Raw genomic sequence first — 22,064 nt, forward strand, 5'->3', positions numbered from 1 at the left:
AGCGCTTCCTGGCCGCGGCTCAGAGGTATCGTGTGAGTTGGTTCGGCATTGCCATCATCGCGACCGTAGCGCTGGTAGCCCTATGGGCTCTGGCAGCAGCATCAAGCTATGCCGGGTTTCTGAAGCGGGTCCAGAAAATCGATTCCCACGTCCTCAAGATTGCCGCTGCCGACACCGAGCTTGATCGATACGGCGCTGGGCTGTGCCACAAGCGGGAGGCGGCAAGCGGCCTCGTCCTGATCACCTCCAACCTGGACGCGTTCGCAGCCAGGCTTCTAGCGGCCCGTTCCGCCGGGCGCAGCCTCGATCTCATGTACTATATGTGGAATGCGGACCTGACCGGAATGCTGATCATGCGGGAGGTCGTCGCGGCGGCCGACCGTGGCGTACGTGTGAGGATCCTTCTCGACGATCTCGGCGTCTCCATGTCAGACAAGATCTTCCATGCGATCGACTGTCATCCGAACATCGAGCTGCGGCTCTTCAATCCCACAAAGGCACGTGAGCATATCCTACGTCGCGGCCTCGAGATGGCTTTGCGGTTCCGAAGCGTCAACCGTCGCATGCACAACAAGGCATGGATTGCCGATGGCCGGATCGCGATGGTCGGGGGGCGCAATATCGGCGATCCGTATTTCGATGCCGGGGAGAACGCTAACTTCAGGGACTTCGATCTCTTGATGGTCGGTGAAGCCGTTGCGAAGACGGAGCGGCTGTTCGACGGCTACTGGAACAGTTCGGTTGCCGTGCCCGTGCGTGCACTTCTGTCACGCAGAGCTAACAAGCTGGAGAAGCTCCGCCGCAATATGGAACGCCTTCATTTCGAACAGCGCGCCCAGCCATATCTGGATCCAGTTCGCGATGAAACATCGCTGACGCATATCGTTGCCGAAGACCGCTACATCTGGGTCCACAAACTCGACGTTCTGGCAGACCCCCCCGAAAAGGCGGCCGGGAAGCTGCGCAGCGGGCAAAACACGCTGATGGGAACGCTGCTCCCGGTCATCACGGGCACGGCCGAGTTCATCCATATCACCTCGCCGTACTTCGTTCCCGGCGAACGCGGCGTCGAGGCGCTGACGAAGCTACGCGACAAAGGAGTAAAGGTTTCCGTTCTGACGAACTCGCTTGCAGCCACCGATGTTGCCGCAGTTCACGCGGGATATTCGCGCTACCGCCCCGCCCTGTTGAAAGCCGGCATTGCGCTCTTTGAGTTGAAATCGATTGCAGACATGGGAACCTTCTCTTTGCGCGGTTCCAAGCAGGCCAGCCTTCACACGAAGGCCTTTGCCAGGGATGGCAAGTACGGCTTCATCGGATCTCTCAATCTCGATCCGAGGTCCGTATCCTTAAACACCGAAATGGGTGTCCTGTTCGAGTCACAGGAACTTGTCGAGCGAATGGACGCGATCTTTGCCGTAGAAACCGATGCGGATTTGAGCTATCCCCTAACGCTCGAAAAGGGATCCGTGCGGTGGCTTAAGGTCGTCGACGGGAAAAATACTCTCCTCCGAGACGAGCCGGATGCCGGGATTGCCCGGCGCGCGACCGCTTGGCTGATCAAGTGGTTGCCGCTCGAATCTCAGCTATAACCGTGACGACTGGTCTCGTCATGAGAGGTCAAGCTGAGCTGTGAGAAGCTGCTCGGCACGAGACAACCCGATCGTAGGGGAACGTGGTCTTGGCCGTAAGCGAAGCATTCATCTGGATCGAAGCCGGCAAGACCGATCGGGTCGTCAACAATCCGGCGCATGATTACCCGCGTGCGCTTTGGCCATTCGCCATCCCGACCCGCGCTATTTAGTATCCCCGGCGTCTGGTTTGTGTGCGTCCTGTTGGTCGGCGAAGATCGACCATGAAGCGATAAACAAGGCGGCAATCAGGGGTCCAATGACAAAACCATTGATACCGAAGAGCGAAATGCCGCCGACCGTTGAAATCAGCACCACATAATCGGGCAGCCGCGTCCCCTGGCCCACCAGTGGAGGACGCAGCAGGTTGTCGATTAGCCCTATGACAAATAGGCCGACGAGAACCAGGATCGATGCTTTCAACCAGGCACCCGTGAGGGCTAGCCAGATGGCGGCTGGAACCCATACGAGAGCTGCTCCTATTGCGGGCAGCATCGACATGAACGTCATCGTGACGCCCCACAAAAGGGCCGCCTCGACTCCCAGGGCCCAGAATGCCACGCCACCGATCGTTCCTTGGATCACAGCAATGATGATATTCCCCTTGACGGTTGCCCGAACAACAGCGGAAAACTTGTCGCGAAACTGTCGGGTATAGTCGTCATTCAGAGGGATTGCATGTCGGATCGACCGGCCGAGGTCAGCCCCATCCCTGAAGAGGAAGAAAAGCAGATAAAGCATGATCCCGAAGCTTATGAAGAAATGCAGCGTGTTCTGTCCAAAACTCAGAAGGCTCCCGGCGACCGACCGGCTTGCCTGTACTGCGCCTGATGAGATGTTGGCGCGAAGTTCCGCGAAGCCGCCGAGCTTCAATGAGTTCAGCCAGTTGTCGACGAAGCCAGGCAACGCATTCTGAATCCGGACCAAGTAGTCATTGAGGTCGATTTCGTTGCTGCTTATCCGTTGGTAAAGACTGGTGCCTTCCTGGATAAGGGAAACGAGAATTATCAACGCCGGCACGATGACGAGGCCGATGCATAGCAGCACCGTCAGCAGGGCAGCGATGCTGCGTCGACCCCCTAGCATCTGCGCCAGTCGCATGTGTACTGGAAAGAAGATGATCGCAAGGATCACTGCCCAGAAGACCGCCGCGTAATAGGGGATAAGCAGCCAGATGAACGCGATCGTCACCACCGCTAGCATGACATAAAAACTCGTACGTTGGATAGACATGTCTGCCTTGTTCGCTGGCCAGTCTCCACCGCCGTTGTAGCGGGATTATTGTTTGGCGAAAATTTCTCGTCGCAACCATAGCCGCGTCACCGCATAAGGCCAACGCGAATCCCACCCTGAGACCAACGTGGACCACCTGACTACCGCCATAGCCGCACCCGAGCCCGGAGGGAGCGGCACGCGGGCCACCGTCCGCCAGAGCGCTAGAAGTACGCGTCTCCAAGCCGTCACCAGGACCCGGTAAAGGCAGCCCTGGCCCGAGGGCTTATCGCGGAATGCCGCGATCGACTCCTGAGGCGTAAGCACATTTTTGAAACGCCTTCGACAGTCTCGGGAGCAAGCTGCGCCTTTTCGCCCATATGATGGACTGCGGCGCGCAGCCCCCTACGGATTGATGCTTTGACCCGCGCATATCCATTCGAAGATCCTGACGCATTCGTAAGGTCAACGACGAATACCCGCCAGCTGAAGAGCATGCTACTCCTCGGGCCGAGCCAGCACGAAATCGTGCTCTATCTGCCAGAACTTGCCTGAGAAACCGAGCTCGCTAGCGAGTACCGGATCCTCAACGTGCTGGAATTGGGCAAGCAAGCTCTCCTTCACACCGAAGACGGCGTCAGATTGGATGTACGGGTCGTCCGGATCGAAGATGTGTGTCGTGAGCGTCTCGAAGCCGAGGGCCTTGATGATGTAGTGCAGGTGGGCGGGCCGGTAGGGATGGCGACCGAGCGCGCCGAGCAGCTTGCCAACGGGTCCATCATCCGGGATCGGGTAATATTTTGGCTTCACCGCTCGAAACCAATAGCGGCCGTCGGCGCCGGTCCGGAACACGCCGCGAAGGTTGAAGTCTGGTTGGATCCCCTGCTGCTGCACGTCGTAGAAGCCCTCGTCATTGGCCTGCCAGACATCGATAACCGCATCGCCGATGGGTTGTCCCGCCGTATCAAGGATCCGCCCGCCGATCACCATGTCCTCGCCCTTGGCATCGAGGCAGATATTGGCGCCCATCGCCAGTTCCGGCGCACCCTCGACATGGAAAGGTCCGAGCACCGTGCTTTCGGATGCGCCCGACGGCTTGCGGTTGTTGATCGCATCGACCAGCATCGAGACGCCGAGAACATCCGACAGCAGGATGAACTCCTGCCGCCACTCGTTGCACATCTGGCCGGTGCGCGTCAGAAACAGGATCGCCTGCATCCATTCGTCCTGGTTCGGCTCGATCTCCTTCACTGCCTCGTGCAGCTTGCGGGTGACCACCCCCATGATCTGCTTCAGCCGCTGGTCCTTGGCGTTCTTGTTCCGGCCGGTGACGACCTCGACGGAGTTTTCTTCGGTGAAGAAGCCTTTCTCATGCGCGTCCATCACGATCTCACTTTCCAAGAATTGCTGTCAGCACGCGGCGCAGTTCAGTCGCGGGATCGTCGGCCATCGCCTCGCGCCGCCAGGCGACGTGGTGGTCCGGGCGGACCAGCAGGATGCCGCTGTCGCGAATTTCGCGGATATTGGCCCAGTCGCCGGTAAAATCCTGCCACGGCTGGCGGGGGCCGATGACATGGGCAACGATCTCAGTGCCGAATTCCTTGCCGAGACTGCGGGCCGCCTCGACCCAGCCCTGCCCGCCGATCCCTGTCAGCACGGCAAATTTGCCGTGACCGGTGAGGTCAAGCGTCGAAACCTTCTCGCCAGTGGCGGAGAAGACCCAGGCATGCGGCAGCCGCGCACCGGGCCAGCTCGTCTGCTGGCAATGCAGTTCCGGATCCTTGGTAAAAGCCGGCTCCACCTGCCCATCTGAAATCGCAGCACCCGAGCGGTAGCGGTGGTTCATCTCGACGCCGTGGCAATCGAATTCGTAGACCTTGTCGGCGATCGCCTTGCGGATCGCGGCGCGCTGCTCTTCGGCAGCCGTCGTGTTGTTGCAGCGCGCGTCCATGTTCTGCTGCATCTTCACCGGGTCGATGGAATCGAGCAGTCCGAGCGCCTTGAAGATCGGCCCGAACTCCTCAATCGACTTGTTGGCGCGGGTGACGATCTGCTTGGCAACAGGCGCGCGCTCGGCTTGATAACTGTCGAGAAGTACCGGGCCTGCGGCTCCCTTCAGGACGAAGGCAAGCTTCCAGGCGAGATTGAAAGCGTCCTGGATCGAGGTGTTGGAGCCGAGACCGTTCGAGGGCGGATGGCGGTGAGTGGCGTCGCCCATGCAGAAGACGCGGCCATTTGACATCGTCGTGGCGTACATATTGTTGACGGTCCAGGTCGAGACCGACTTGATGGTCATTTCGAGATCGGGATCGCCGACGAGGTCGCGTACCACTTTCTTCGCATGCGCTTCATCCACCTCAGGCGGCGGCTGGTTGATGTCGTAACCCCAGACGATCAGCCATTCGTTCCATGGTCTCACCATCCGCACCAGCCCCATGCCGATGCCGCCGACATCCGCACCCGGCTGCAGCACCCAGTAAAGCACCGATGGACGGTGGGCGACCAGGCGCGACAGATCGGCTTTGAACAGAATGTTCATCGAGCCGGCAACGCCCATCTTGCCTTCGAAGGTGAGGCCGGCATGTTCCGCAACCTTGGAATTGCCGCCGTCGGCGCCGACCAGATATTTCGAGCGGACGGTAAGTTCCTTGCCGGTCAATCGGTCGAGACAGGTGGTCGTGACCCCGTCTTCATCCTGTACATGGCTCAGATATTCCGTCGACATGCGCGACTGGCTGCCGCGCGAACAGGCCGTCTTGAAGAGCAGCGGCTCCATGAAGGTCTGCGGCAGGTCGTTCATCTGGGTCGGCGACGACAGTTGATGCTCGGCGCGTGACAGCGGATGTTTGCCCCAGCTCTTCAACCGGCCGATCTCTTCGCCGGTGAGCGAGGTGCAGAAGACGTTCTCACCCATCAGGTCCTGCTCGGCCGCGAACATATAGGCCTCATCCTCCACGTCGCGGCCGAGATCGCGCAGCACTTCCATTGTGCGTTGGTTGGTGATGTGGGCGCGCGGCGTGCTGGCGAGCCAGCGGTAACGGTTGATCACCAGGTTCTCGACCCCGTAGGACGAAAGCAGCGCCGCGGTGGCGGAGCCGGCCGGGCCGGTGCCGATGATGAGTACGTCGGTGGTAATGTCAGCCATGAGGCCCTCCCTTATGCGTGAGACTGAGCGGCCCGCCCTTCAAGACGCGGCGGACCGGGAAAAGCTGGATGCCGGTGCGGTCGGAGAACAGCCCCCAGAGGCCGCGCGGCGCGAAAAGCATGATGGCGATGCCAAGAAGACCCAGCATCAGCAGGTACCAGGAGCCGTAATCGGCGAGGAGGTTCTGCAGCAGAAAGAAGATGATGACGCCGAGGATCGGTCCCTCGATCGTGCCGATGCCGCCGATCACCACGATAAAGATGACATAGGCCGTCCAGTCAGTGACCGAGAAGGCGGCATCCGGGGAGATCCGCGCTTTCTGCACATAGATCAGCGCCCCGGCGATGCCGGTGATGAAGGCGGTGGCGAGATAGACCAGCGTCTTCATCAGCCGCGCATCGACGCCGACGGCGCCGGCCGCTTGCTCGTTGTCACGGACGGCAGCAAGCCCAAGGCCCTGCTTGCTGCGCAGCAGCCCATAGATGAAGCCGATGGTCGCGACGACGAGGATCAGCGCCAGCCAGTAGGTCAGCGCGTCACCTGCCTCGGAGGCCTTCATGCCGAAGAGATCGCGCATTGCGCCGACGCCCATCATGTCGCGGGTCGCATCCCGGGGCAGCGAGGTGCCGGTGCCGCCGCCGAGCGCCTTCCACTGGGCGAGCAGCAGCCGCACAACCTCGGCCACGACCCAGGTGCCGATGGCGAAATAGGGGCCGTAGAGCCGGAAGGTGAAGAAGGCTGTCGGAATAGCGAGAGCGACAGAAAGCAGCCCGGCGATCAGGATGGCAACGACCGGGTCGATGCCGAACAGGATGACGCAGCCGAACATGGTATAGGCGCCAAAGCCGACGAAGACCTGCTGGCCAACCGAGATCAGCCCGGCATAACCGGCAAGCAGGTTCCAGTTCTGCGCCAGCACCAGCATGGTGAGGATGAAGAACAGGTCCTGGATGACGCCGCGCGAGACAATGAAGGGTGCGGCGAAGGCAAGCAGCAAGAGAGCAATCACTGCTGCGGCGGATAATGTCGATGCCCGGGTGCGTGTCTCGACGATGAAGGATGGAATGGCCATGGTCATCGATGCACCTCAATCGACCGCGCGCGGGAAAAGACCGCGCGGCTTGAACAGGAGAACGGCAAGGAATGCCAGATGGCCGGCAAGGATCTGCCATTCCGGATTGATTGCTGCACCCACCGTCTGGGCAACGCCTAAGATGATGCCGCCGGCAAGCGTGCCCCAGAGCGAGCCGAGCCCGCCGATGATCACCGCCTCGAAGGCGTAGATCAGCCGCGATGGCCCTGACGTCGGATCGAAATTGGCGCGCGTCCCGAGATAGAGGGCGGCGATCGTCACCACGACCATGGCAAGCCCCGTCGCCAGCGCGAAGATGCGGTGTGGCCGGATGCCCATCAACCCCGCGGTCACCGGATCGTCCGAGGTCGCCCGGAAGGCGCGGCCGACGGATGTACGATAGATCAGCTGGTTGAGACAGACGATGACGGCGACGGCCGAAAAGAAGGTCATCAGCGGCATGATGCCGGCAGTGGCCGGGCCGAGATTGACGGAGGCGCTCTCGAGACTGCCGGCAAAGACGCGGCGGCTATCGGCGGAGAAGCCTTCGAGCAGGCCATTCTGGATGACGATCGACAGGCCGAAGGTGACGAGCAGCGGCGGCAGAATGTCCTTGCCGAGCGTGCGGTTGAGCAGGAAATATTGCAGGCCCCAACCGATGGCGAACATCAAGGGCATCGCGATCACCGCGGCAACGAACGGGTCGAGCCCGAGTGTCGTCACCAGCACCAGGATCAGGAAGGCGGCAAGCACGATCAGGTCGCCATGGGCGAGGTTGACCAGCCGCATGATGCCGAAGACGAGGCTGAGCCCCGCCGCAAACAGCGCATAGAGCCCGCCGAGCAGCACGCCCTGGAGAATGGTATCAAGCCAGTTCATGGTGATCCGTCCCGAAATAGGCCTTGTGGATGTCGTCGCGGCTAACATCGGCGGCGCGGCCGGAGAGCGTCACCCGCCCTTCCATCATGCAGTAGACGCGGTCGGCCACCTTCAGCGCCTGGGCGATGTCCTGCTCGACGATGACGATCGAAGCGCCGGTCTCGCGGATTCGCGGAAAAGCGGCGTAGATATCGCGAACCACGACAGGCGCGAGTCCAAGGCTGATCTCGTCGAAGAGCAGCACCGCTGGATTGGACATCAGCCCGCGGCCGATCGCCACCATCTGCTGCTGCCCACCGGAAAGTGCTGTGGCCGCATTGTTGCGCCGCTCCTTGAGGATCGGGAACAGCGAAAAAACGCTTTCGAGCGTCCACGGCCCGTCGACCTTGCGGCCATAGTTGCCGATCAGTAGGTTCTCCTCGACGCTCAGCGACGGAAAGAGTTTTCGCCCCTCCGGCGCCATAGAGATGCCGCGCGCCAGGATGTCGGGCGCCGGCAGCGCGCCGATCGGTTCGTCGCGATAAAGGATCGATGCCGGCGCATTGGTGAGCACGCCTGAAATCGAGCGCATCAGCGTCGTCTTGCCGGCACCGTTGGCGCCGATGATGGCGATGGTCTCGCCGGCGCCGACCGCAATATCGACACCGAACAGCGCCTGGAAATCACCGTAGGAGGCAGTCAAGCCTCTGGTTTCAAGCAGCGCCATCAGATCTCGATCCCCAGATAGATTTCACGCACATCGCGCGAGGCCATAATGTCCTCCGGCTTGCCGATCCCGATGACCGTGCCGAAATGCAGCACCAGCAGCCGCTCGACGACGGAATTCAGCGCATGCAGCACATGCTCGATCCAGATGACGGCAACGCCGCGCGCGTGAATGGCGCGGATGGTGGCAACCAGCGATCGGCATTCGCCCTCGGTCAATCCGCCGGCGATTTCATCGAGCAGCAGCAGCTTCGGTTCCGTCGCCAGCGCTCGCGCCAGTTCCAGCCGCTTGCGCTGCAGCAGCGACAGGCTTCCGGCCAGCACATTCGCCTTGTCGATCAGCCCTGTATCCACCAGGATTTCGGCGCAGCGGTCCGACACCTCGGCCTCGCGGCGCCGCGAGCCGAAAGCGCCGGCGACGAGGAGATTTTCGAAGACCGTCAGCTTCTCGAACGGCTGCGGGATCTGGAAGGTGCGGCCCATGCCCGACAGGCAGCGCGCCATCGGCGGTGTGCGCGTCACATCGCTACCGAGAAAGCGGATGCTGCCGCTATCGGCGGCGATATTGCCGGTGATCAGATTGAAGAGGGTCGACTTGCCGGCCCCATTCGGCCCGATAATGCCCAGCGCCTCGCCTTCGCCAACGGCAAAGGAAATCTGCTCGGCGACGGTCAGGGCGCCGAATTTCTTCGAAACACCATCGAGTTCGAGAATTGCCAAACCCATTCCTCCCAGAACAGGCGGGGCCTCAGGCCCCGCGCCAAAAATCAGGCGCCAAAAATCAGGCGATCGCTTCCATCTTGCCGCCGGCCGGAATGCTCGGCGCCGTCTTATTGTCGGTGATGACGAGATCGTAGCCGCCGCCGTCCTTCAACCGCCACTGGCCGCCGACGAGCGGCGTCTTGGCAATGTTCTTGGCGGCAAATGGCGGCAGGCCTTTGCCGTCCCAGGCGATCGGACCGACCAGCGTATCGAGCTTGGTGGCGGCAATCGCCTCTGCGACGGCATCACCATCCTTGGGGTCCCCGGCCCGCTTCATCGCATCCACCGCCAGCTCGAACAGCGCATGGGCAAAACCGATCGGCTGTGTCCAGGGCCTGTTGGTCGCCTTGGTGAAGGCCGCTGCCACCTCAGCCGCACTTTCCCCAGTCAAGGACGACTTGAACGGATGGCTTGGCGTCCACCAGACTTCCGACGACAGATTATGCCCGGCATTGCCGAGCGCCACCACGGTCTGCGGGAAGAGCAGCGCCTTGCCGATCGAGGCGATCTTCGGGGCGAAACCCTGCTGCTTGGCCTGGTTCCAGAAGGTGGTGAAGTCAGGCGGGATCACCACGCCGGTGATGATTTCGCACTGGCCGGATTTGAAGGCGTTGATCTGCGCTGAGAAATCATCCGTCATGTTCTGGTAGCGGCCGGGGTCAATCAGGCCGTAGCCCATTCTCTCCAACACCGGCGGGAAGCCGACGACCTTGTCGCCCCAGGCATTGCCGTCGCCGTCATTGGGGAACAGGCCGCCAACCTTTTTATTGGTCTCGATCTGCGCCCACATATTGGTGAAGACGGAGATGACGTCCTCCAGACCCCAGAAGAAATGATAGGCATAGTTGAACGGTTTCCAGGACGTGGGGTCACCGGGATTGCCCTGCTGGCCGATGAACCAGGGCTGCCAGGGCGCGACCGTCGAAATGCAGGGCATTTCCTCGGCCTCGCAGGTGGTCGCCACCGGATTGGTGGTCTCCGGCGTCGAGGCGACGAGGATCAGGTTCACCTCGTCGGTGACGATCAGTTCCTTGGCGACTTCGGCTGCCCGGTTCGGATTGGACTGGCTGTCCTTGACGACGATCTCATAGTTGAGACCCATCGACTTGGTGGTTGCCAAGAAGCTGTCGATGACAAATTTGTCGGCCTCGCCGAAGGCGGCAAGCGGCCCGGTCTGCGGGCTGACATAGCCGAGCTTGATCGCAGCATCCTGTGCGATTGCGGGGGCGGTAAGCCCGGATGTAGCCGCCAGTGCCCCGGTGGCGGCCGTGGTCTTCAGAAAATCTCGCCTCGTAAACATGTTTCCTCCTCCCATTTTTCTCTCCTCCCAGAGAGCGTGGTGTCTGTCGTCAGCTCATGCCGGCCGCTTGCCCTCCCAAGCATCCTGCAGCAGGGCGCGAATGGATTCGCGGTCGATCGGTCTTGGATTCCAATAGGGATTTTCGGTGGCAATATCAGCGGCGCGGTCCAGATCGGCTTCGCTCAGACCCAGATCCTTCAGCGCCAGCGGCGAGCCGATTTGCCTGGCGAAATCCCAAAGCCCGCCGCCGACCGAACCGCCGAAGATATCAGCGACCGGCGCCAGAAGCTCCGGCACGGCGGCGGCATTGTAGGCGGCGGTGTGCGGCAGCATGATCGCATGCGTATCGGCATGCGGCGTATCGAAGGTGCCGCCCAACGTGTGGCAGATCTTGTGGTGCAGCGCCATGCCGACCGTGCCGAGCACCGTACCGCAGAGCCAGGCACCGTAGAGCGCATCGGCGCGGGCCTCGGGAGCCCAAGGTCTGGCGATGATGTCAGCCAGGCTGGTCTTGAAGGCCCGCAGCCCCTCAGCCGCCATCAGCGTCGAAATCGGGTTGCGATCCCGAGCATAGAGCGCCTCGACCGCGTGAGCCATGGCATTCAGCCCAGAGGTGACGCTCATGCCGATCGGCAGGCCAAACGTCAGTGCCGGATCGTAGATCACCACCTCAGGCAGGATGCTCGCATGGCGCACGGTTGTCTTTCGCCCACCCTCCGTCTGGCCGAGGATCGGCGTCACCTCAGATCCGGCATAGGTCGTGGGAATGACGATCTGCGGCAGATCGGTGCGATAGGCGATGGCCTTGCCAAGCCCGGTGGTCGAGCCGCCGCCGAGCGAGACGATGCAATCGGCCTTCGTCTCGCGAACCACCTCCACAGCTTTTTCGGTGACATCAACAGGCGTGTGCATGACAGCGCCCGTAAAGACGCCGACGGCGCGCGAGCCCAGCCGCTCCGCCAGGGCCTCCGCATCCGACTTCTGATGCGGCGTCGAGAGGACGAGCGCCCCGGTGCATCCGAGCTTTTCCACCCATTCACAGGCGGCAGCGCTCTTGCCTTGGCCGAAGACGATATGGGCGGGGCTGCCGCTATAGATGAAGTCGCGGCTCATGTGTCGGCTCCCTGTCTGGCGCGGACCATGACGAAGGCGAGGTCGAGCCGCCACGTCGTTGCGCCCTTGCCTTGCCGCTCGCCCTGGCGCTCAAAGCTTCGCACCAGATCCGGCTTGACGCTGAAGATCGCGTCTTCGGCCAGATGCGGATCGCTGCTGTCATAGATATGCGTGGTGATCGTCTCGAAGCCCGGCGCTTTGATGATGAAATGAAGATGCGCGGGGCGGCGCAGCGGATAGCCCGCCTGTCGCAGGAGCTTTCCCACCGGACCATCGTCCGGCACGCCATAGCCGCAGGGCTTGATGGTGCGATAATGGAAATGTCCATCCGTATCCGTGCGGAAGCTGCCGCGCAGATTGAACTCCGGCTGCAGGTCCGGCTGCTGGTTTTCGTAAAAGCCTTGAGCATTGGCCTGCCAGGTGATGATCTCGGCATTTGCGATGGGATCGCCATCGAGATCCTGCACGCGGCCAGACACATCGACCGTCTCGCCGATGCCATCGAGAGAGATATTGCTGCCGAGCGCCAGTTGCGGAACGTCCGCGCGGAAGAACGGTCCGCGCACGGTGTTGGGGGTGGCCGCCTTCGGACGGCGCGAATTGATTTCCTCGACCAGTGCCGAAACACCGAGCAGATCCGACAGCAGCACCCACTCCTGGCGCCGCTCGTCGCTGGCATGGCCGACATCGGTCAGAAATTCGATCGCCTTGCGCCAGTCCGCCTGGGTCGGCCGCAATTCCCGGATGAGGGCATGAAGATGCGTCACCGCAGCCGCCAGAATCTGCGGCAGACTGTCGTCCTTCGAATGCGGAAGTCGTTGCGCGAACATGTCATGCGAGGTGGCCTCGCTGAAATGCAGCGCCGTCGGTCCCGGCGTCATGCGTCTCCTCCAGGGCATTGGCTGGTAGAGATAAATTAGCGCGAGATCAGGTTGCCCATGATGATTTTATTCCAGTTTAATATATCATATCGTTATGAAAATAGATGAACGACATCTTGTCCAACTGGCTGCGGTCGTCAAAACCGGCGGCGTCACCGAGGGCGCGGCCCTGCTCGGCCTTTCCCAGCCGGCGGTGTCGCGCACGCTTTCCATGCTGGAAGCGCGGATCGGCGAACCGCTTTTCATCAAGGGCCGCCGTCCGCTGCAGCCGACGCCGCTCGGCCGAGCCTTAGCCGACCACGGTCAGACCATGCTCTCGGCATCGCGCAAGGCGTCCGATGTCGTCGAGAGTTTTCGGGTCGGCAAGAGCGGCGTCGTGCGCGTCGGGGGCACGCCCTTCTTCATGGATGCGCTAATCGCCGGCATGATCGCCGAGTTCCAGAACCAGCATTCCGATGTACGTATCGACCAGACCTACGGCTATTTCCCGGACCTGCGCGCAGCACTTCACGCCGACCAGATCGATCTGGCCATCTGTCCGATCGATATTCTCGACGAAGGGTCCGGCCTGGAATTCCAGCACATCCTGCCTGGCCGCAACGTCGTTGCCTGTCGGGTCACCCATCCGCTGCTCATGAAGCGACGTCCACAGCCTGCGCATCTGCTCGACTTTCCCTGGGTCGCGCCGCCGCCGGGTAGCCCGCTTCTCGCCGACTTGCGCAGCATGCTCCTGTCGTTCGGCGCAACCGAAGTCAAGATCCGCTATTCGGGCGGCTCCCTCATGAGCGTCATCCACTATATGAAGGCGGCTGATGCGCTGACCATTATGCCGCACAGTGTCGTCTTCGCATTGCGCAACGACAAATCCATCACCGCCCTGCCCGTCCCCATCCCCCATCCGGAACGCGCGCTCGGTTTGCTGAAGCGCTCGGACGCACCCCGCACGCCCGCCGTCGATCACTTCGCTCGTCACATCCGCACGGGCTTCGATAACCTCAAGCACCTGATAAAGCGGCATGAGCAGTCAGTGGTCTGGGGCTCATGAACAATATGCAAGCACCGGCCGCAGGCAGGGCACTTCGGCAAGCTGAGACGACAAAATTCTCCAGCCGCTTATATGGAGCTAACGTTGCCGTTCGCGGTGAGAGCCCCAATGGTAGCTATCCCGTCAGGGATGCCTGACTTGATTGGAGCCGTGAACTGATAACCGCCATTTCGGATCGTCCGGAAAAGCGGGCCACTTTGGGTTTGACCAAGCTTGCGTCGCAGCCTGCTCATCAGGACGTCTATTGATCTGTCCACAGGCTCGCTCCTGCGTCCGTGTGACAGATCAAGCAGCCGGTCACGTGTTAACGGTCGGCCCGGCCTCTCAAGAAAGACCACCAGAAGGTCAAATCCGGCCCCGGTCAACTCGATTTCCGGGCCAAGGAACTTGCAAACCCGCCGGGTACTTGTGTCAGCGATAAGTTCTGCGAAGTTGAAGACCTTGTGGGTGTCGGCGTCCTCGGCGTTAGCGGCTCGTCGCAGGACTGCCCTGATCCTTGCTACAAGTTCTCGCGAATTGAACAGCTTGCCGAGGTAATCGTCTGATCCGAATTCCAGAGCACAGATCGTATCTCTGCTAGTGCGGTCCCGGACGTCGGGTGCGAGAGAGATCAAATTGGAAGGAGTTGGCTTGGAAGGATGGTGAGCGTCCCGCTTGTCCAGCAATATCAGTCGTCAGCTCGCCGCGCCAGCTGTTTACTGGTATCAGCGACATTGGCCCATTGCATCGGCCTTCCAAATTGAGGTTACAGGGATAACGAGCAATGCGCTTCGGCCGGTCGATGCCGCCGACCAAAATAGCAATGGCAAGCACTGTTGCCAAAATCGGGACGTAGGGCCGGTACATTTTATCGGTCACTTTGGTTTGGCCTGACGTTGGGTCAGAAACGGATACCGCTTGCAATCTGAACAAGAGAATAGCCGCGCGAATGCTAAGTGACGCAAAGCTCGAGTAAAGTTCGGTTAATTTGGATCTCGAATGTGACTGAAGTCGCGCGGCTTAAACTAATCTGGAGGCCAGCGTCGACGTATTGACGTGTGATAACGACATTTTGGCGCTGGGAGCGATGGATGTCATCCGTAGCGAGTTCGGCCTAGGAATTCCGCATGAGCTGGCGATCATCGGCTTCGCCAATATCGGGCTCGAGAGACCGAGTGCCAACAAGGCGTGACTGTCATTTGGCATCTCGTATGGCCGCAGCAATGGAAGTGACGGAATGTTTCGCGCTTCCCTTCTTGCTGTTCTTGCCCCGCAAGCGGGGCAAGAACATTGTCGCTAGATAGCTGGTTCTTCTCCGCCGATCAGGCAACTTCCTCTGATAGCCGTTCAAAGATCGGTTTCAGCCGGCGATGGCGTCCGACCGGCGGATGCTCTATTTCGACGAGGCGCCCTGATTTCTTCTCGCGCTTCAACCAGTCGCGCAGGGTCTCGGCGCTGGTATGATCAAGATAATGCAAGCGGGCACCCGCGATCCTGATCTTACGACCCTCGGGAAGCGCTTCCAGCGTGTTGAGCAGTACAGGAACGTCCTTGCAAGTCGCCGCGCCGACGAGGTCGAGGTGGATGGTTTCCTCATCCTCCAACCTGTCGATGGCAAGTTTGCGACGGAGGTGCGGTAGGATTTCCAGTATGGACAGCGCAAGGCCGAGCGCCACGCCGACGAGCAGGTCCTGAAGCACCACCATCGCCACCGTCGCGGTCCAGATTCCCACGGGAACCCAGCCGTGATGATCGAAGAGGTGCCGGACGTGATGAAGACTGATCAGCCGCCATCCTGTCACAAGCAGCACTGCGGCAAGTGCGGTCAGCGGCACCATCGCGAGCAGTTGCGGCAGAAATGCCACCAGCCCAAGGATCCAAACGCCGTGCAGAACGGCCGACGCCCGTGTCCGTGCGCCGGCCTGAATGTTGGCGGACGATCTGACGATGACACCGGTAATCGGCAAGGCACCAAGCAGACCACAAAGTCCGTTGCCGATGCCCTGGGCAAACAACTCCTTGTTGAAGCGGGTCCGCACGCCATCATGCATTCGATCAACGGCGGCGGATGACAGCAGCGTTTCCGCACTGGCGATCACCGCAATGACCAGCGTCGCCACGATGATACCGGGCTCGACCATCCTGGCGAAGCCATCGAGCGTCGGCAGTGTAATGCTTTGGACGAGAGAGGACGGCACCTCCACTCTTGCGATCGGCAGTTGCATCCCCACCGTCAAAGTCGTACCGGCCGCGACCCCCACCAGGGCACCAGGTACCAGCGTCAGGGACTTCGGCCTGAACTTCTCCCAGGCGATCATGGCAAGCAAGGAAATTAACCCCACGAGGAGGGCGACCGCTTCACGCGTCAGCCCCGCGCCCCATACGCGAGCGAAGGTCTGTTCCATGGCAGTGACGTTCTCAATGCCTCCGGCAGCGGGCCTTGCCCCCATCAGCACATGGATCTGCCCAAGAATGATGAGGATGCCGATCCCGGCGAGCATGCCGTGGACGACCGCAGGCGAAATCGCCCGAAACCATGAGCCGATCCGTAGGAAACCCGCGAGGACCTGCAGCAATCCGGCCACGATGAGAACCGGCCCGAGCATGGCAGCGCCATATTGCTCGACGAAGCCGAAGACGATCACGGCTAAACCCGCCGCCGGCCCCGACACCTGAAGCGGGGATCCGGCCAAGAGGCCGACAACGAGGCCGCCGACAATGCCGGATATGAGGCCCATGGCCACAGGAACTCCTGAGGCCACCGCAATCCCGAGGCAAAGCGGTATGGCGACCAGGAACACGACTAGGGACGACGCGAGGTCCCGCGAAAGAACAGAGCTGGAAATCATCGGCCTACTCCGCGGCTTGCGGAATCACATGCGGACGACCACGACCCTTAACCGCGACGGGCAAGGGCCTGTTCTCAAGGATTTCCGTGAAGCGAGCGGCCGCACCGTCATAGACGAGCACCTCCCCCGTCTCGATATCGAAGAACCACCCGTGCAGGGTAATGTCGTTGGTCGCCAGCTTGGCGGCGACGGAAGGATGCGTGCGCAAGTGGTCGAGCTGGACGACGACGTTTTCCATCGCGATGGCGCGAATTCTTTGACGCTCGGACAGGTCGACGGGGTAGGCTTCGCAAACAATCGAATGGGCAGCATGACTATGCTTCAGCCAGGCAGCGACATTCGGCATCGGCTTCAGAAGATCGGGGTGGCAAAGCCCTTTCATCGCACCGCAATCGGAATGCCCGCACACGATGATATCACGAACGCCGAGTGCTACGACCGCGTATTCTATCGCCGATGATACACCGCCATTTGCCGTGGAAAAGGGAGGAACGATATTTCCGGCATTGCGGCAGACGAAGAGTTCGCCGGGGCCGGACTGCGTGATTGTTTCGGGCATCACCCTGCTGTCGGCGCAGGAAATCATCAGCGCCTGCGGCTGCTGTCCCTCCTCCGCTAGCTTGCGATAAAGTGCCTGATGGTCTGGAAAGACGGCACCGCGAAAGCTGGAGATCCCTTTAAGCAAATCACCCATTGTCGAGTCCTTGTGTTGGGCCGGACGGCAGGCAGGGGGCGTACCCAGCCCGGCGGGTTGGCATGCGCGATATTTCGCAAGTGCGAGATAGGGAAAGTTGCCGGCGAGAAAATAGCCGACACGGAATGATTGCAATCTCATCTATAAAAATCTTGTGAGTGGATTGTGAAATGATTTTAGTCGACGCCTGCCTATCGTGACGGACGTTGAAATCTCAAATTCGTTTCGGTGAAAGCGTCTCAGGGTGAGATCCAGAGAAGCGGCAATCGTCTGCTCTCGAAAGCACCCGAACATCGACCCGCAGATCGTAAAACGCCTGATTTAATGGGATAGGCTGCACAAACCCATCAGCGCGCTGTAGTTCTGGATGGAAGTAGGCGGCCATCCGCGGACCCGGGCCATTCGCGCGCCTGACGACCGCGTGCTCGAGCCCGCCGCAATTGTACGACTTCTTTGCCGTCGGGGCTGATCCCGCGTTGGACGTCGTCATCGGAAATCCTCCCTATATCCGATACCAGGACTTTACCGGGGAAGCCCGCGCCCGTGCCCGGGAGGCGGTCATCAGGGGCAGCATTTCTCCGACGGGCCTCGCCTCGAGTTGGGCAGCATTTACGGTGCACTCTGCATTGTTCCTGAGGAAAGGCGGTCGCCTAGTCTTCGTCTTGCCCGCCGAATGGGATCGAACCGGCGTTGGCTAATCGTGAAGCACCTGATAGACCATAGACTGCCGAGTATGAGGTGGCACCATCTTCAGAGAGAACCGCGGACCGACCGGAGAGCTTTAATGGGCTGGAAAACACCGAAGATCGAATACGTGAATGGCTACAAGATCGTTGAAGTTGAAGGGCCTTCATTCAAAGTCTACGATGGCGACCGTCAGCTCGGGGACGATTTCCCCTATCCTGGCGAGGCTGCTGCCTACGCAACCTCTTTGCCAAAGCGGGATCATCCACGCAGCTAAGCGAGAAGCCGCGGAAGATCATTGAAAAACTCTCTATGGCAGGCCTTACCGAATGCGGACCAAGATTTGACCAGCTCCCAACTTTCTTCACCGCTGGAACTACTTGGGTGGTCCGAATTCTTCGCGGACCAAGTCCAGGCCAGCGAAGCGGACTTGATCCCCAGACGCATCGCTTCAGTTCACCGAGCCCGCATCGAGGCGATCGATGTCACCGGGCCGGTCGGACTGGAGTTTCCATCCAATACCAATACCAGTGACTACGCGGTGGGCGACTGGGTTCTTGCCGATTCACTCACTGACATGCTTATCAGACGTCTCGACCGAAAAAGCGTCCTTCAACGACGTCCGGAAGGCGGACGTGGCCTGCAACTTGTTGCCGCCAACGTCGACACCCTGTTGATCGTGACCTCGTGCAACGCCGATTTCAATCTTGCTCGGCTGGAACGTTACCTGATCATGGCCACTCAGGCCGGGATCAATCCGGTGATTGTCCTGACGAAGGCTGACACCGCCGACGATGCCGACATTTTCCAGGCGCAAGCCAAGGCTTTGCAGCGCGACCTGCCTGTCATTGCCTTGAATGGGCGCTCGGCGGATGCCGTTTCCCTGTTGAGGCCTTGGTGCGGCATTGGCCAGACGGTCGCCCTGGTGGGATCCTCTGGTGTTGGAAAATCAACGCTGGTTAACACCATGACTGGGCCTGAATCTGACACAAAGCAAAAAACAGGCACCATCCGGGAATACGACGCGCAGGGCCGACACACGACCACGGCGCGATCCCTACATGCAGTTCCAGGCGGCGGGTGGGTTGTCGATACGCCGGGAGTAAGAACGCTTTACGTGAGTGATGTTGCCGACGGTATCGACACCCTCTTTGCTGAGATAACCGAACTGGCGCCGCTTTGCCGCTTTCGCGATTGCACCCATGCCCATGAGCCGGGGTGCGCGGTGCAGGCAGCTGTCGCAAGCGGTGCCCTAGTCGCCGATCGCCTGGAACGCTGGCGGAACCTGCTTGCAGAAAACCGCGACCGAACACCGGTCGTCAGTGGACCCCGCGGCAACAAGATCGTTCGCAAGAAGAAATATTGAAAGTGCTGACGTTTGCGACGGTGCTCACCGTCGTCAACCACGATCCGCCATCAGAATTGCTAGGCTTTGGGATAGCGTCAGCGCTCAATGAATGGGATTGCGGTCAAGAAGAACACCCTGCAAGCGGCCGCTCCCGCTCGTGAGGGATAAGTCTTTGAACAACCAAGATATAAGGCGCGGTCGCAATCCTTGCCTCTCATCGATGAGGAGGAATGAGATCCTCTTTATCTCGATCGTGATCACACCCGCAGTGTCGTGGCGACGATAACTCCCCGAGTCGATTGCATGGAATCCATTTTCCACCGCCCAGGCGGCTATCATGTCCGCGTTCATTAAAGCCCTGCTTTAGAAGATGCGGACTTGCTTTCCTTAACAGTCCGCTCGCGCAAATCAGTTTGCAGTCCCACGGATACAGCAACTGAAATGCGCTAGACCAGACAAATCCGTCCAAGATTCCAGTTGCCGCTTAGGTGTTGCGAGAAAGACTCAGAGCGATTCATTGTGAATTAGTACGACAGAGCCGGGCCACGCCCGTGTAGCAAGCGCTCCTGAACGGACTCGAAGTGAACCCCCACTCGTTCGAGAGCGCCTGCCGATCTGATTAACCGTATATGGCTTCAGACCGGAGAACACCTGCGTTTGCTCCGTTCTGGAAAGTTCAGGGGCTGGCCAAGGTACCAGGACTGCGAATATTGCCACTTCCGGCGGTGAGATCACTGAGCCGGTGAGATCAAGACGACAGTTGGAAGTATCACCGGCAATACTGCGTGAAGGCCTTTCCGGCAAGAAAGAGCGGCGCCCGCGGAAACGGCACGCCCCGCCTCGTCGATGGCGCAGCGAGTTCCTCAGATGATGTGCTCAACACAACGTGATTTCGTCGAGGGCGCCGGCTTGCATTGTCACCGCCGCTCGTCGAGTTTCCTGACGGGCTGGGAATGAAGCGTCGCAACGGCCATCATTCCGATTACCTTTTCACCAGGTCTTCCATCACCTCGGGGCCGAGGACCTTCTCCAGGGCTTTCACCCCGTTTTTCGGCAGTCTCGATAGGCCGCTGACGATGCCCTCTTTCCACGCATCCCCACGATTCCATGCTTCCTCCCAAGCATCCGCCAGCTCGCTGTCGTGGCGCGTCTCGACGAGGGCTTGGAAGAGCAGGGATGCCTGGGTCAGGTCTTTGTCGGACTTAATGCGTCCTAGAGTGTCTGTGCGCCTTCTTGAGGACACGATGAGCTTGTGAACTGCATACCTTTCGGGAGCGGGGACGAGGACGTTCACGCCTTCGCGGAAGAGAAGCACCGTGCGGACAGGTTCATAGATCAGGAAATCCAAGAACCGCAGATTTTCCGCCGACGCGCCACCGAGGGCGGGCATAGGAGACGGCTTGCCCGTGTATTCGTCCGATCCCCGATTTCCCTTGAGAAACTCCACTCGGTAGCCCTTGGCGTTTTGGAATGCCGCCACCTTCGCTTTGTCAGCATGGTGCGGAACCGGCCGAAACTCGGGATCAACCGACTGGAGGACCTCCAGCACGGGAGGCAAACTGTCTTCGACCCCGGCTGAGATCGCAAAGTCCTGCGCGAAATCGGCATCGCCGGTCTGCATTGCCGACGAGGGCAATCGGACCCCTAGCATCCCCGCATATGTGCTGAAAGCCACCGACCCGATCAGGACTGCACGAAGACGGAACAATCCGGCGTCAGCAAGCGCCTTCGTGACGTCGCCCGCGAAGGTGTCGGGACCCGGAAGGCCAGCGCGGCGCAGAGTGCTAACCATCCGCCTCCGCTCACGCATGTCGTCTCTGATTTCCTTGTGAGCCTTCACCCTCGCCGTGATTGCCTCGTCATTGTGTGGACCGACATAGCGTCGCTTGTCCTTTCCCTCGGCAGGGAGATCGAAATACCAGTAATCGCGGCCCTTCACGGTGACCGTTACAAACCAGCCCTCCAGAGGGAAGTCTGCCGCAAATTGCGCATCAAGCGTCCGCTGCGTTAGCTCCGCGAACATCGTCCGGTAGCTGATGTCGATCTCTTTCATCATTGGCGTTTCCCCTCCAGGCGTGCGGGGGCCCTCTCGGCCCACAAACTAAGGCCCGCGCCTTGCCCATGCGCTCTTGCCCTCTTTTAAAAGGTCGCCCTGTCTTGCGCCGTTATAAGTCCCTGCCAAGACCTTATAACTCCCCGTTCTATAGTCAAGTTATAAGTCTCTGCCAAAACCTTATAACCAAAGCCGCTAATGCCTGTGGCACAAACAAAATCCGGCTCCCCGGGGTTAAAGCCGCATGTGATGTCAGTTCGGCAGCACCGGCACTTGGCGCCAAGATTCTTCGAGAGATCTGATCTCTTATCATCGCGCCCAACTCGCCAAAAGTTCGAAACCCATATGCAAGTCGGCGAACCGCCGTTTCAGAAATCTTGCAATTGCGCGCAACCTCAGCAGCACTTTCGAATGCAATAATTTCGCACTGACCTATAGTTTGCCTCGCGACCAGTTGGAGACTGTCGGGAAAGACACTCGGCCGGGTGGCGATTAGGCACCTCAGTTTCCTGGAGCGTTGCGGGGGGACGATGTCGCCGAAACAACTGATGCGAGTAAAGGCGCCAGGGAGCCGTAGAGCAGCGAGACGCAGCCGAGGCAATCGGCATCTGCACATGCTGGGCTCAGTACGCCATCCCCGAGATCAAATGGATGCAGCAGCGTTTCTTGGACTCAGGACAGGCGCTTCGATGCGAAGCGGAGGGCTGTGGCA

The 22,064-nt window shown here is 60.3% G+C and carries 20 protein-coding genes and 2 pseudogenes; 7 read left to right on the forward strand and 15 right to left on the reverse strand.

The window, feature by feature from the left end; translation table 11 throughout:
- The first annotated feature begins 32 nt into the window (after positions 1-32).
- Positions 33-1,592 (forward strand): phospholipase D family protein, encoded by a 1,560-nt coding sequence (locus FHT75_RS31855; protein WP_097623366.1) that lies wholly within the window; start codon positions 33-35, stop codon positions 1,590-1,592.
- Between the two features lie 89 nt (positions 1,593-1,681).
- Complete coding sequence (locus FHT75_RS36315) at positions 1,682-1,804, forward strand: hypothetical protein (RefSeq protein WP_254955937.1); 123 nt, start codon at positions 1,682-1,684, stop codon at positions 1,802-1,804.
- Here the strand turns inward: FHT75_RS36315 and FHT75_RS31860 are convergent.
- From FHT75_RS31860 to FHT75_RS31905, 10 genes are all read right to left on the reverse strand, one after another.
- Positions 1,797-2,864 (reverse strand): AI-2E family transporter, encoded by a 1,068-nt coding sequence (locus FHT75_RS31860; protein ID WP_183845464.1) that lies wholly within the window; start codon positions 2,862-2,864, stop codon positions 1,797-1,799. The two genes, FHT75_RS36315 and FHT75_RS31860, sit on opposite strands and share 8 nt — an antisense overlap.
- A 477-nt stretch (positions 2,865-3,341) precedes the next feature.
- Complete coding sequence (locus tag FHT75_RS31865) at positions 3,342-4,226, reverse strand: intradiol ring-cleavage dioxygenase (RefSeq protein WP_097623364.1); 885 nt, start codon at positions 4,224-4,226, stop codon at positions 3,342-3,344.
- A 7-nt stretch (positions 4,227-4,233) separates the two neighbouring features.
- Positions 4,234-5,988, reverse strand: coding sequence for an FAD-dependent monooxygenase (locus FHT75_RS31870; protein WP_183845465.1), 1,755 nt, complete (start codon positions 5,986-5,988; stop codon positions 4,234-4,236).
- Positions 5,981-7,066, reverse strand: coding sequence for a branched-chain amino acid ABC transporter permease (locus FHT75_RS31875; RefSeq protein WP_097623362.1), 1,086 nt, complete (start codon positions 7,064-7,066; stop codon positions 5,981-5,983). Before FHT75_RS31875 ends, FHT75_RS31870 begins: the two co-directional genes overlap by 8 nt.
- A 9-nt stretch (positions 7,067-7,075) precedes the next feature.
- Positions 7,076-7,939, reverse strand: a complete 864-nt coding sequence (locus FHT75_RS31880; RefSeq protein WP_097623361.1) for a branched-chain amino acid ABC transporter permease — start codon at positions 7,937-7,939, stop codon at positions 7,076-7,078.
- Positions 7,926-8,645 (reverse strand): ABC transporter ATP-binding protein, encoded by a 720-nt coding sequence (locus tag FHT75_RS31885; protein WP_183845466.1) that lies wholly within the window; start codon positions 8,643-8,645, stop codon positions 7,926-7,928. Before FHT75_RS31885 ends, FHT75_RS31880 begins: the two co-directional genes overlap by 14 nt.
- Positions 8,645-9,364: an ABC transporter ATP-binding protein gene (locus tag FHT75_RS31890; RefSeq protein WP_097623395.1), complete on the reverse strand. Its 720-nt coding sequence runs from the start codon at positions 9,362-9,364 to the stop codon at positions 8,645-8,647. The genes FHT75_RS31885 and FHT75_RS31890 overlap by 1 nt, the downstream gene beginning before the upstream one ends.
- A gap of 61 nt (positions 9,365-9,425) precedes the next feature.
- Positions 9,426-10,706: an ABC transporter substrate-binding protein gene (locus tag FHT75_RS31895; protein ID WP_183845467.1), complete on the reverse strand. Its 1,281-nt coding sequence runs from the start codon at positions 10,704-10,706 to the stop codon at positions 9,426-9,428.
- A gap of 54 nt (positions 10,707-10,760) precedes the next feature.
- A complete protein-coding gene (locus FHT75_RS31900; protein WP_183845468.1) occupies positions 10,761-11,819 on the reverse strand; it encodes a maleylacetate reductase in 1,059 nt (352 codons plus the stop codon).
- A complete protein-coding gene (locus FHT75_RS31905) occupies positions 11,816-12,700 on the reverse strand; it encodes a dioxygenase (protein WP_028757989.1) in 885 nt (294 codons plus the stop codon). The genes FHT75_RS31900 and FHT75_RS31905 overlap by 4 nt, the downstream gene beginning before the upstream one ends.
- A gap of 94 nt (positions 12,701-12,794) precedes the next feature.
- Between FHT75_RS31905 and FHT75_RS31910 the strand changes: the two genes are divergently transcribed.
- A complete protein-coding gene (locus FHT75_RS31910) occupies positions 12,795-13,745 on the forward strand; it encodes a LysR family transcriptional regulator (RefSeq protein WP_028757990.1) in 951 nt (316 codons plus the stop codon).
- Between the two features lie 68 nt (positions 13,746-13,813).
- Here FHT75_RS31910 and FHT75_RS31915 read toward each other — a convergent pair.
- A pseudogene (locus FHT75_RS31915) lies at positions 13,814-14,317 on the reverse strand (winged helix-turn-helix domain-containing protein); the annotation flags it as partial.
- A gap of 449 nt (positions 14,318-14,766) precedes the next feature.
- Between FHT75_RS31915 and FHT75_RS31920 the strand changes: the two are divergent.
- A pseudogene (locus FHT75_RS31920) lies at positions 14,767-14,889 on the forward strand (LacI family transcriptional regulator); the annotation flags it as partial.
- Between the two features lie 157 nt (positions 14,890-15,046).
- On the opposite strand, the gene FHT75_RS31925 reads toward FHT75_RS31920, so the two are convergent.
- Entirely contained in the window at positions 15,047-16,573 is a 1,527-nt protein-coding gene (locus FHT75_RS31925; RefSeq protein WP_183845469.1) for a SulP family inorganic anion transporter, read from the reverse strand.
- 4 nt (positions 16,574-16,577) lie between these two features.
- Positions 16,578-17,267 carry a carbonic anhydrase gene (locus FHT75_RS31930; protein WP_097544191.1) on the reverse strand — a complete coding sequence of 230 codons (690 nt, stop codon included), beginning with the start codon at positions 17,265-17,267 and terminating at the stop codon, positions 16,578-16,580.
- Positions 17,268-17,707: 440 nt separating this feature from the next.
- Here FHT75_RS31930 and FHT75_RS31935 point away from each other — a divergent pair, with 440 nt between their 5' ends.
- The 3 genes from FHT75_RS31935 to rsgA all read left to right on the forward strand — a co-directional run bounded on the left by FHT75_RS31935 (position 17,708) and on the right by rsgA (position 19,317).
- Positions 17,708-17,965 (forward strand): Eco57I restriction-modification methylase domain-containing protein, encoded by a 258-nt coding sequence (locus tag FHT75_RS31935; RefSeq protein ID WP_409527373.1) that lies wholly within the window; start codon positions 17,708-17,710, stop codon positions 17,963-17,965.
- An 86-nt stretch (positions 17,966-18,051) separates the two neighbouring features.
- Positions 18,052-18,228 (forward strand): hypothetical protein, encoded by a 177-nt coding sequence (locus FHT75_RS31940; RefSeq protein ID WP_018071841.1) that lies wholly within the window; start codon positions 18,052-18,054, stop codon positions 18,226-18,228.
- Positions 18,229-18,249: 21 nt separating this feature from the next.
- On the forward strand, positions 18,250-19,317 hold the full coding sequence (rsgA, locus tag FHT75_RS31945; protein WP_183845470.1) for a ribosome small subunit-dependent GTPase A: 1,068 nt from the start codon (positions 18,250-18,252) through the stop codon (positions 19,315-19,317).
- A gap of 84 nt (positions 19,318-19,401) precedes the next feature.
- Here the strand turns inward: rsgA and FHT75_RS36090 are convergent, their stop codons facing one another.
- Both FHT75_RS36090 and FHT75_RS31950 read right to left on the reverse strand, forming a co-directional pair.
- Positions 19,402-19,650, reverse strand: a complete 249-nt coding sequence (locus FHT75_RS36090) for a hypothetical protein (RefSeq protein WP_097623355.1) — start codon at positions 19,648-19,650, stop codon at positions 19,402-19,404.
- A 631-nt stretch (positions 19,651-20,281) separates the two neighbouring features.
- Positions 20,282-21,355 carry a GSU2403 family nucleotidyltransferase fold protein gene (locus tag FHT75_RS31950; protein WP_183845471.1) on the reverse strand — a complete coding sequence of 358 codons (1,074 nt, stop codon included), beginning with the start codon at positions 21,353-21,355 and terminating at the stop codon, positions 20,282-20,284.
- Positions 21,356-22,064 lie beyond the last annotated feature (709 nt).

This window comes from Rhizobium sp. BK112 (assembly GCF_014193215.1).
GTDB classification, from domain to species: Bacteria; Pseudomonadota; Alphaproteobacteria; order Rhizobiales; family Rhizobiaceae; genus Rhizobium; species Rhizobium anhuiense.

Coding starts and splice junctions, on each gene's coding strand:
- FHT75_RS31860 (WP_183845464.1), bottom strand. CDS start 2,864: ATGTCTATCCAACGTACGAGTTTTTATGTCATGCTAGCGGTGGTGACG.
- FHT75_RS31865 (WP_097623364.1), bottom strand. CDS start 4,226: ATGGACGCGCATGAGAAAGGCTTCTTCACCGAAGAAAACTCCGTCGAG.
- FHT75_RS31870 (WP_183845465.1), bottom strand. CDS start 5,988: ATGGCTGACATTACCACCGACGTACTCATCATCGGCACCGGCCCGGCC.
- FHT75_RS31875 (WP_097623362.1), bottom strand. CDS start 7,066: ATGACCATGGCCATTCCATCCTTCATCGTCGAGACACGCACCCGGGCA.
- FHT75_RS31880 (WP_097623361.1), bottom strand. CDS start 7,939: ATGAACTGGCTTGATACCATTCTCCAGGGCGTGCTGCTCGGCGGGCTC.
- FHT75_RS31885 (WP_183845466.1), bottom strand. CDS start 8,645: ATGGCGCTGCTTGAAACCAGAGGCTTGACTGCCTCCTACGGTGATTTC.
- FHT75_RS31895 (WP_183845467.1), bottom strand. CDS start 10,706: ATGTTTACGAGGCGAGATTTTCTGAAGACCACGGCCGCCACCGGGGCA.
- FHT75_RS31900 (WP_183845468.1), bottom strand. CDS start 11,819: ATGAGCCGCGACTTCATCTATAGCGGCAGCCCCGCCCATATCGTCTTC.
- FHT75_RS31905 (WP_028757989.1), bottom strand. CDS start 12,700: ATGACGCCGGGACCGACGGCGCTGCATTTCAGCGAGGCCACCTCGCAT.
- FHT75_RS31910 (WP_028757990.1), top strand. CDS start 12,795: ATGAAAATAGATGAACGACATCTTGTCCAACTGGCTGCGGTCGTCAAA.
- FHT75_RS31925 (WP_183845469.1), bottom strand. CDS start 16,573: ATGATTTCCAGCTCTGTTCTTTCGCGGGACCTCGCGTCGTCCCTAGTC.
- FHT75_RS31930 (WP_097544191.1), bottom strand. CDS start 17,267: ATGGGTGATTTGCTTAAAGGGATCTCCAGCTTTCGCGGTGCCGTCTTT.
- FHT75_RS31940 (WP_018071841.1), top strand. CDS start 18,052: ATGGGCTGGAAAACACCGAAGATCGAATACGTGAATGGCTACAAGATC.
- FHT75_RS36090 (WP_097623355.1), bottom strand. CDS start 19,650: ATGAACGCGGACATGATAGCCGCCTGGGCGGTGGAAAATGGATTCCAT.
- FHT75_RS31950 (WP_183845471.1), bottom strand. CDS start 21,355: ATGATGAAAGAGATCGACATCAGCTACCGGACGATGTTCGCGGAGCTA.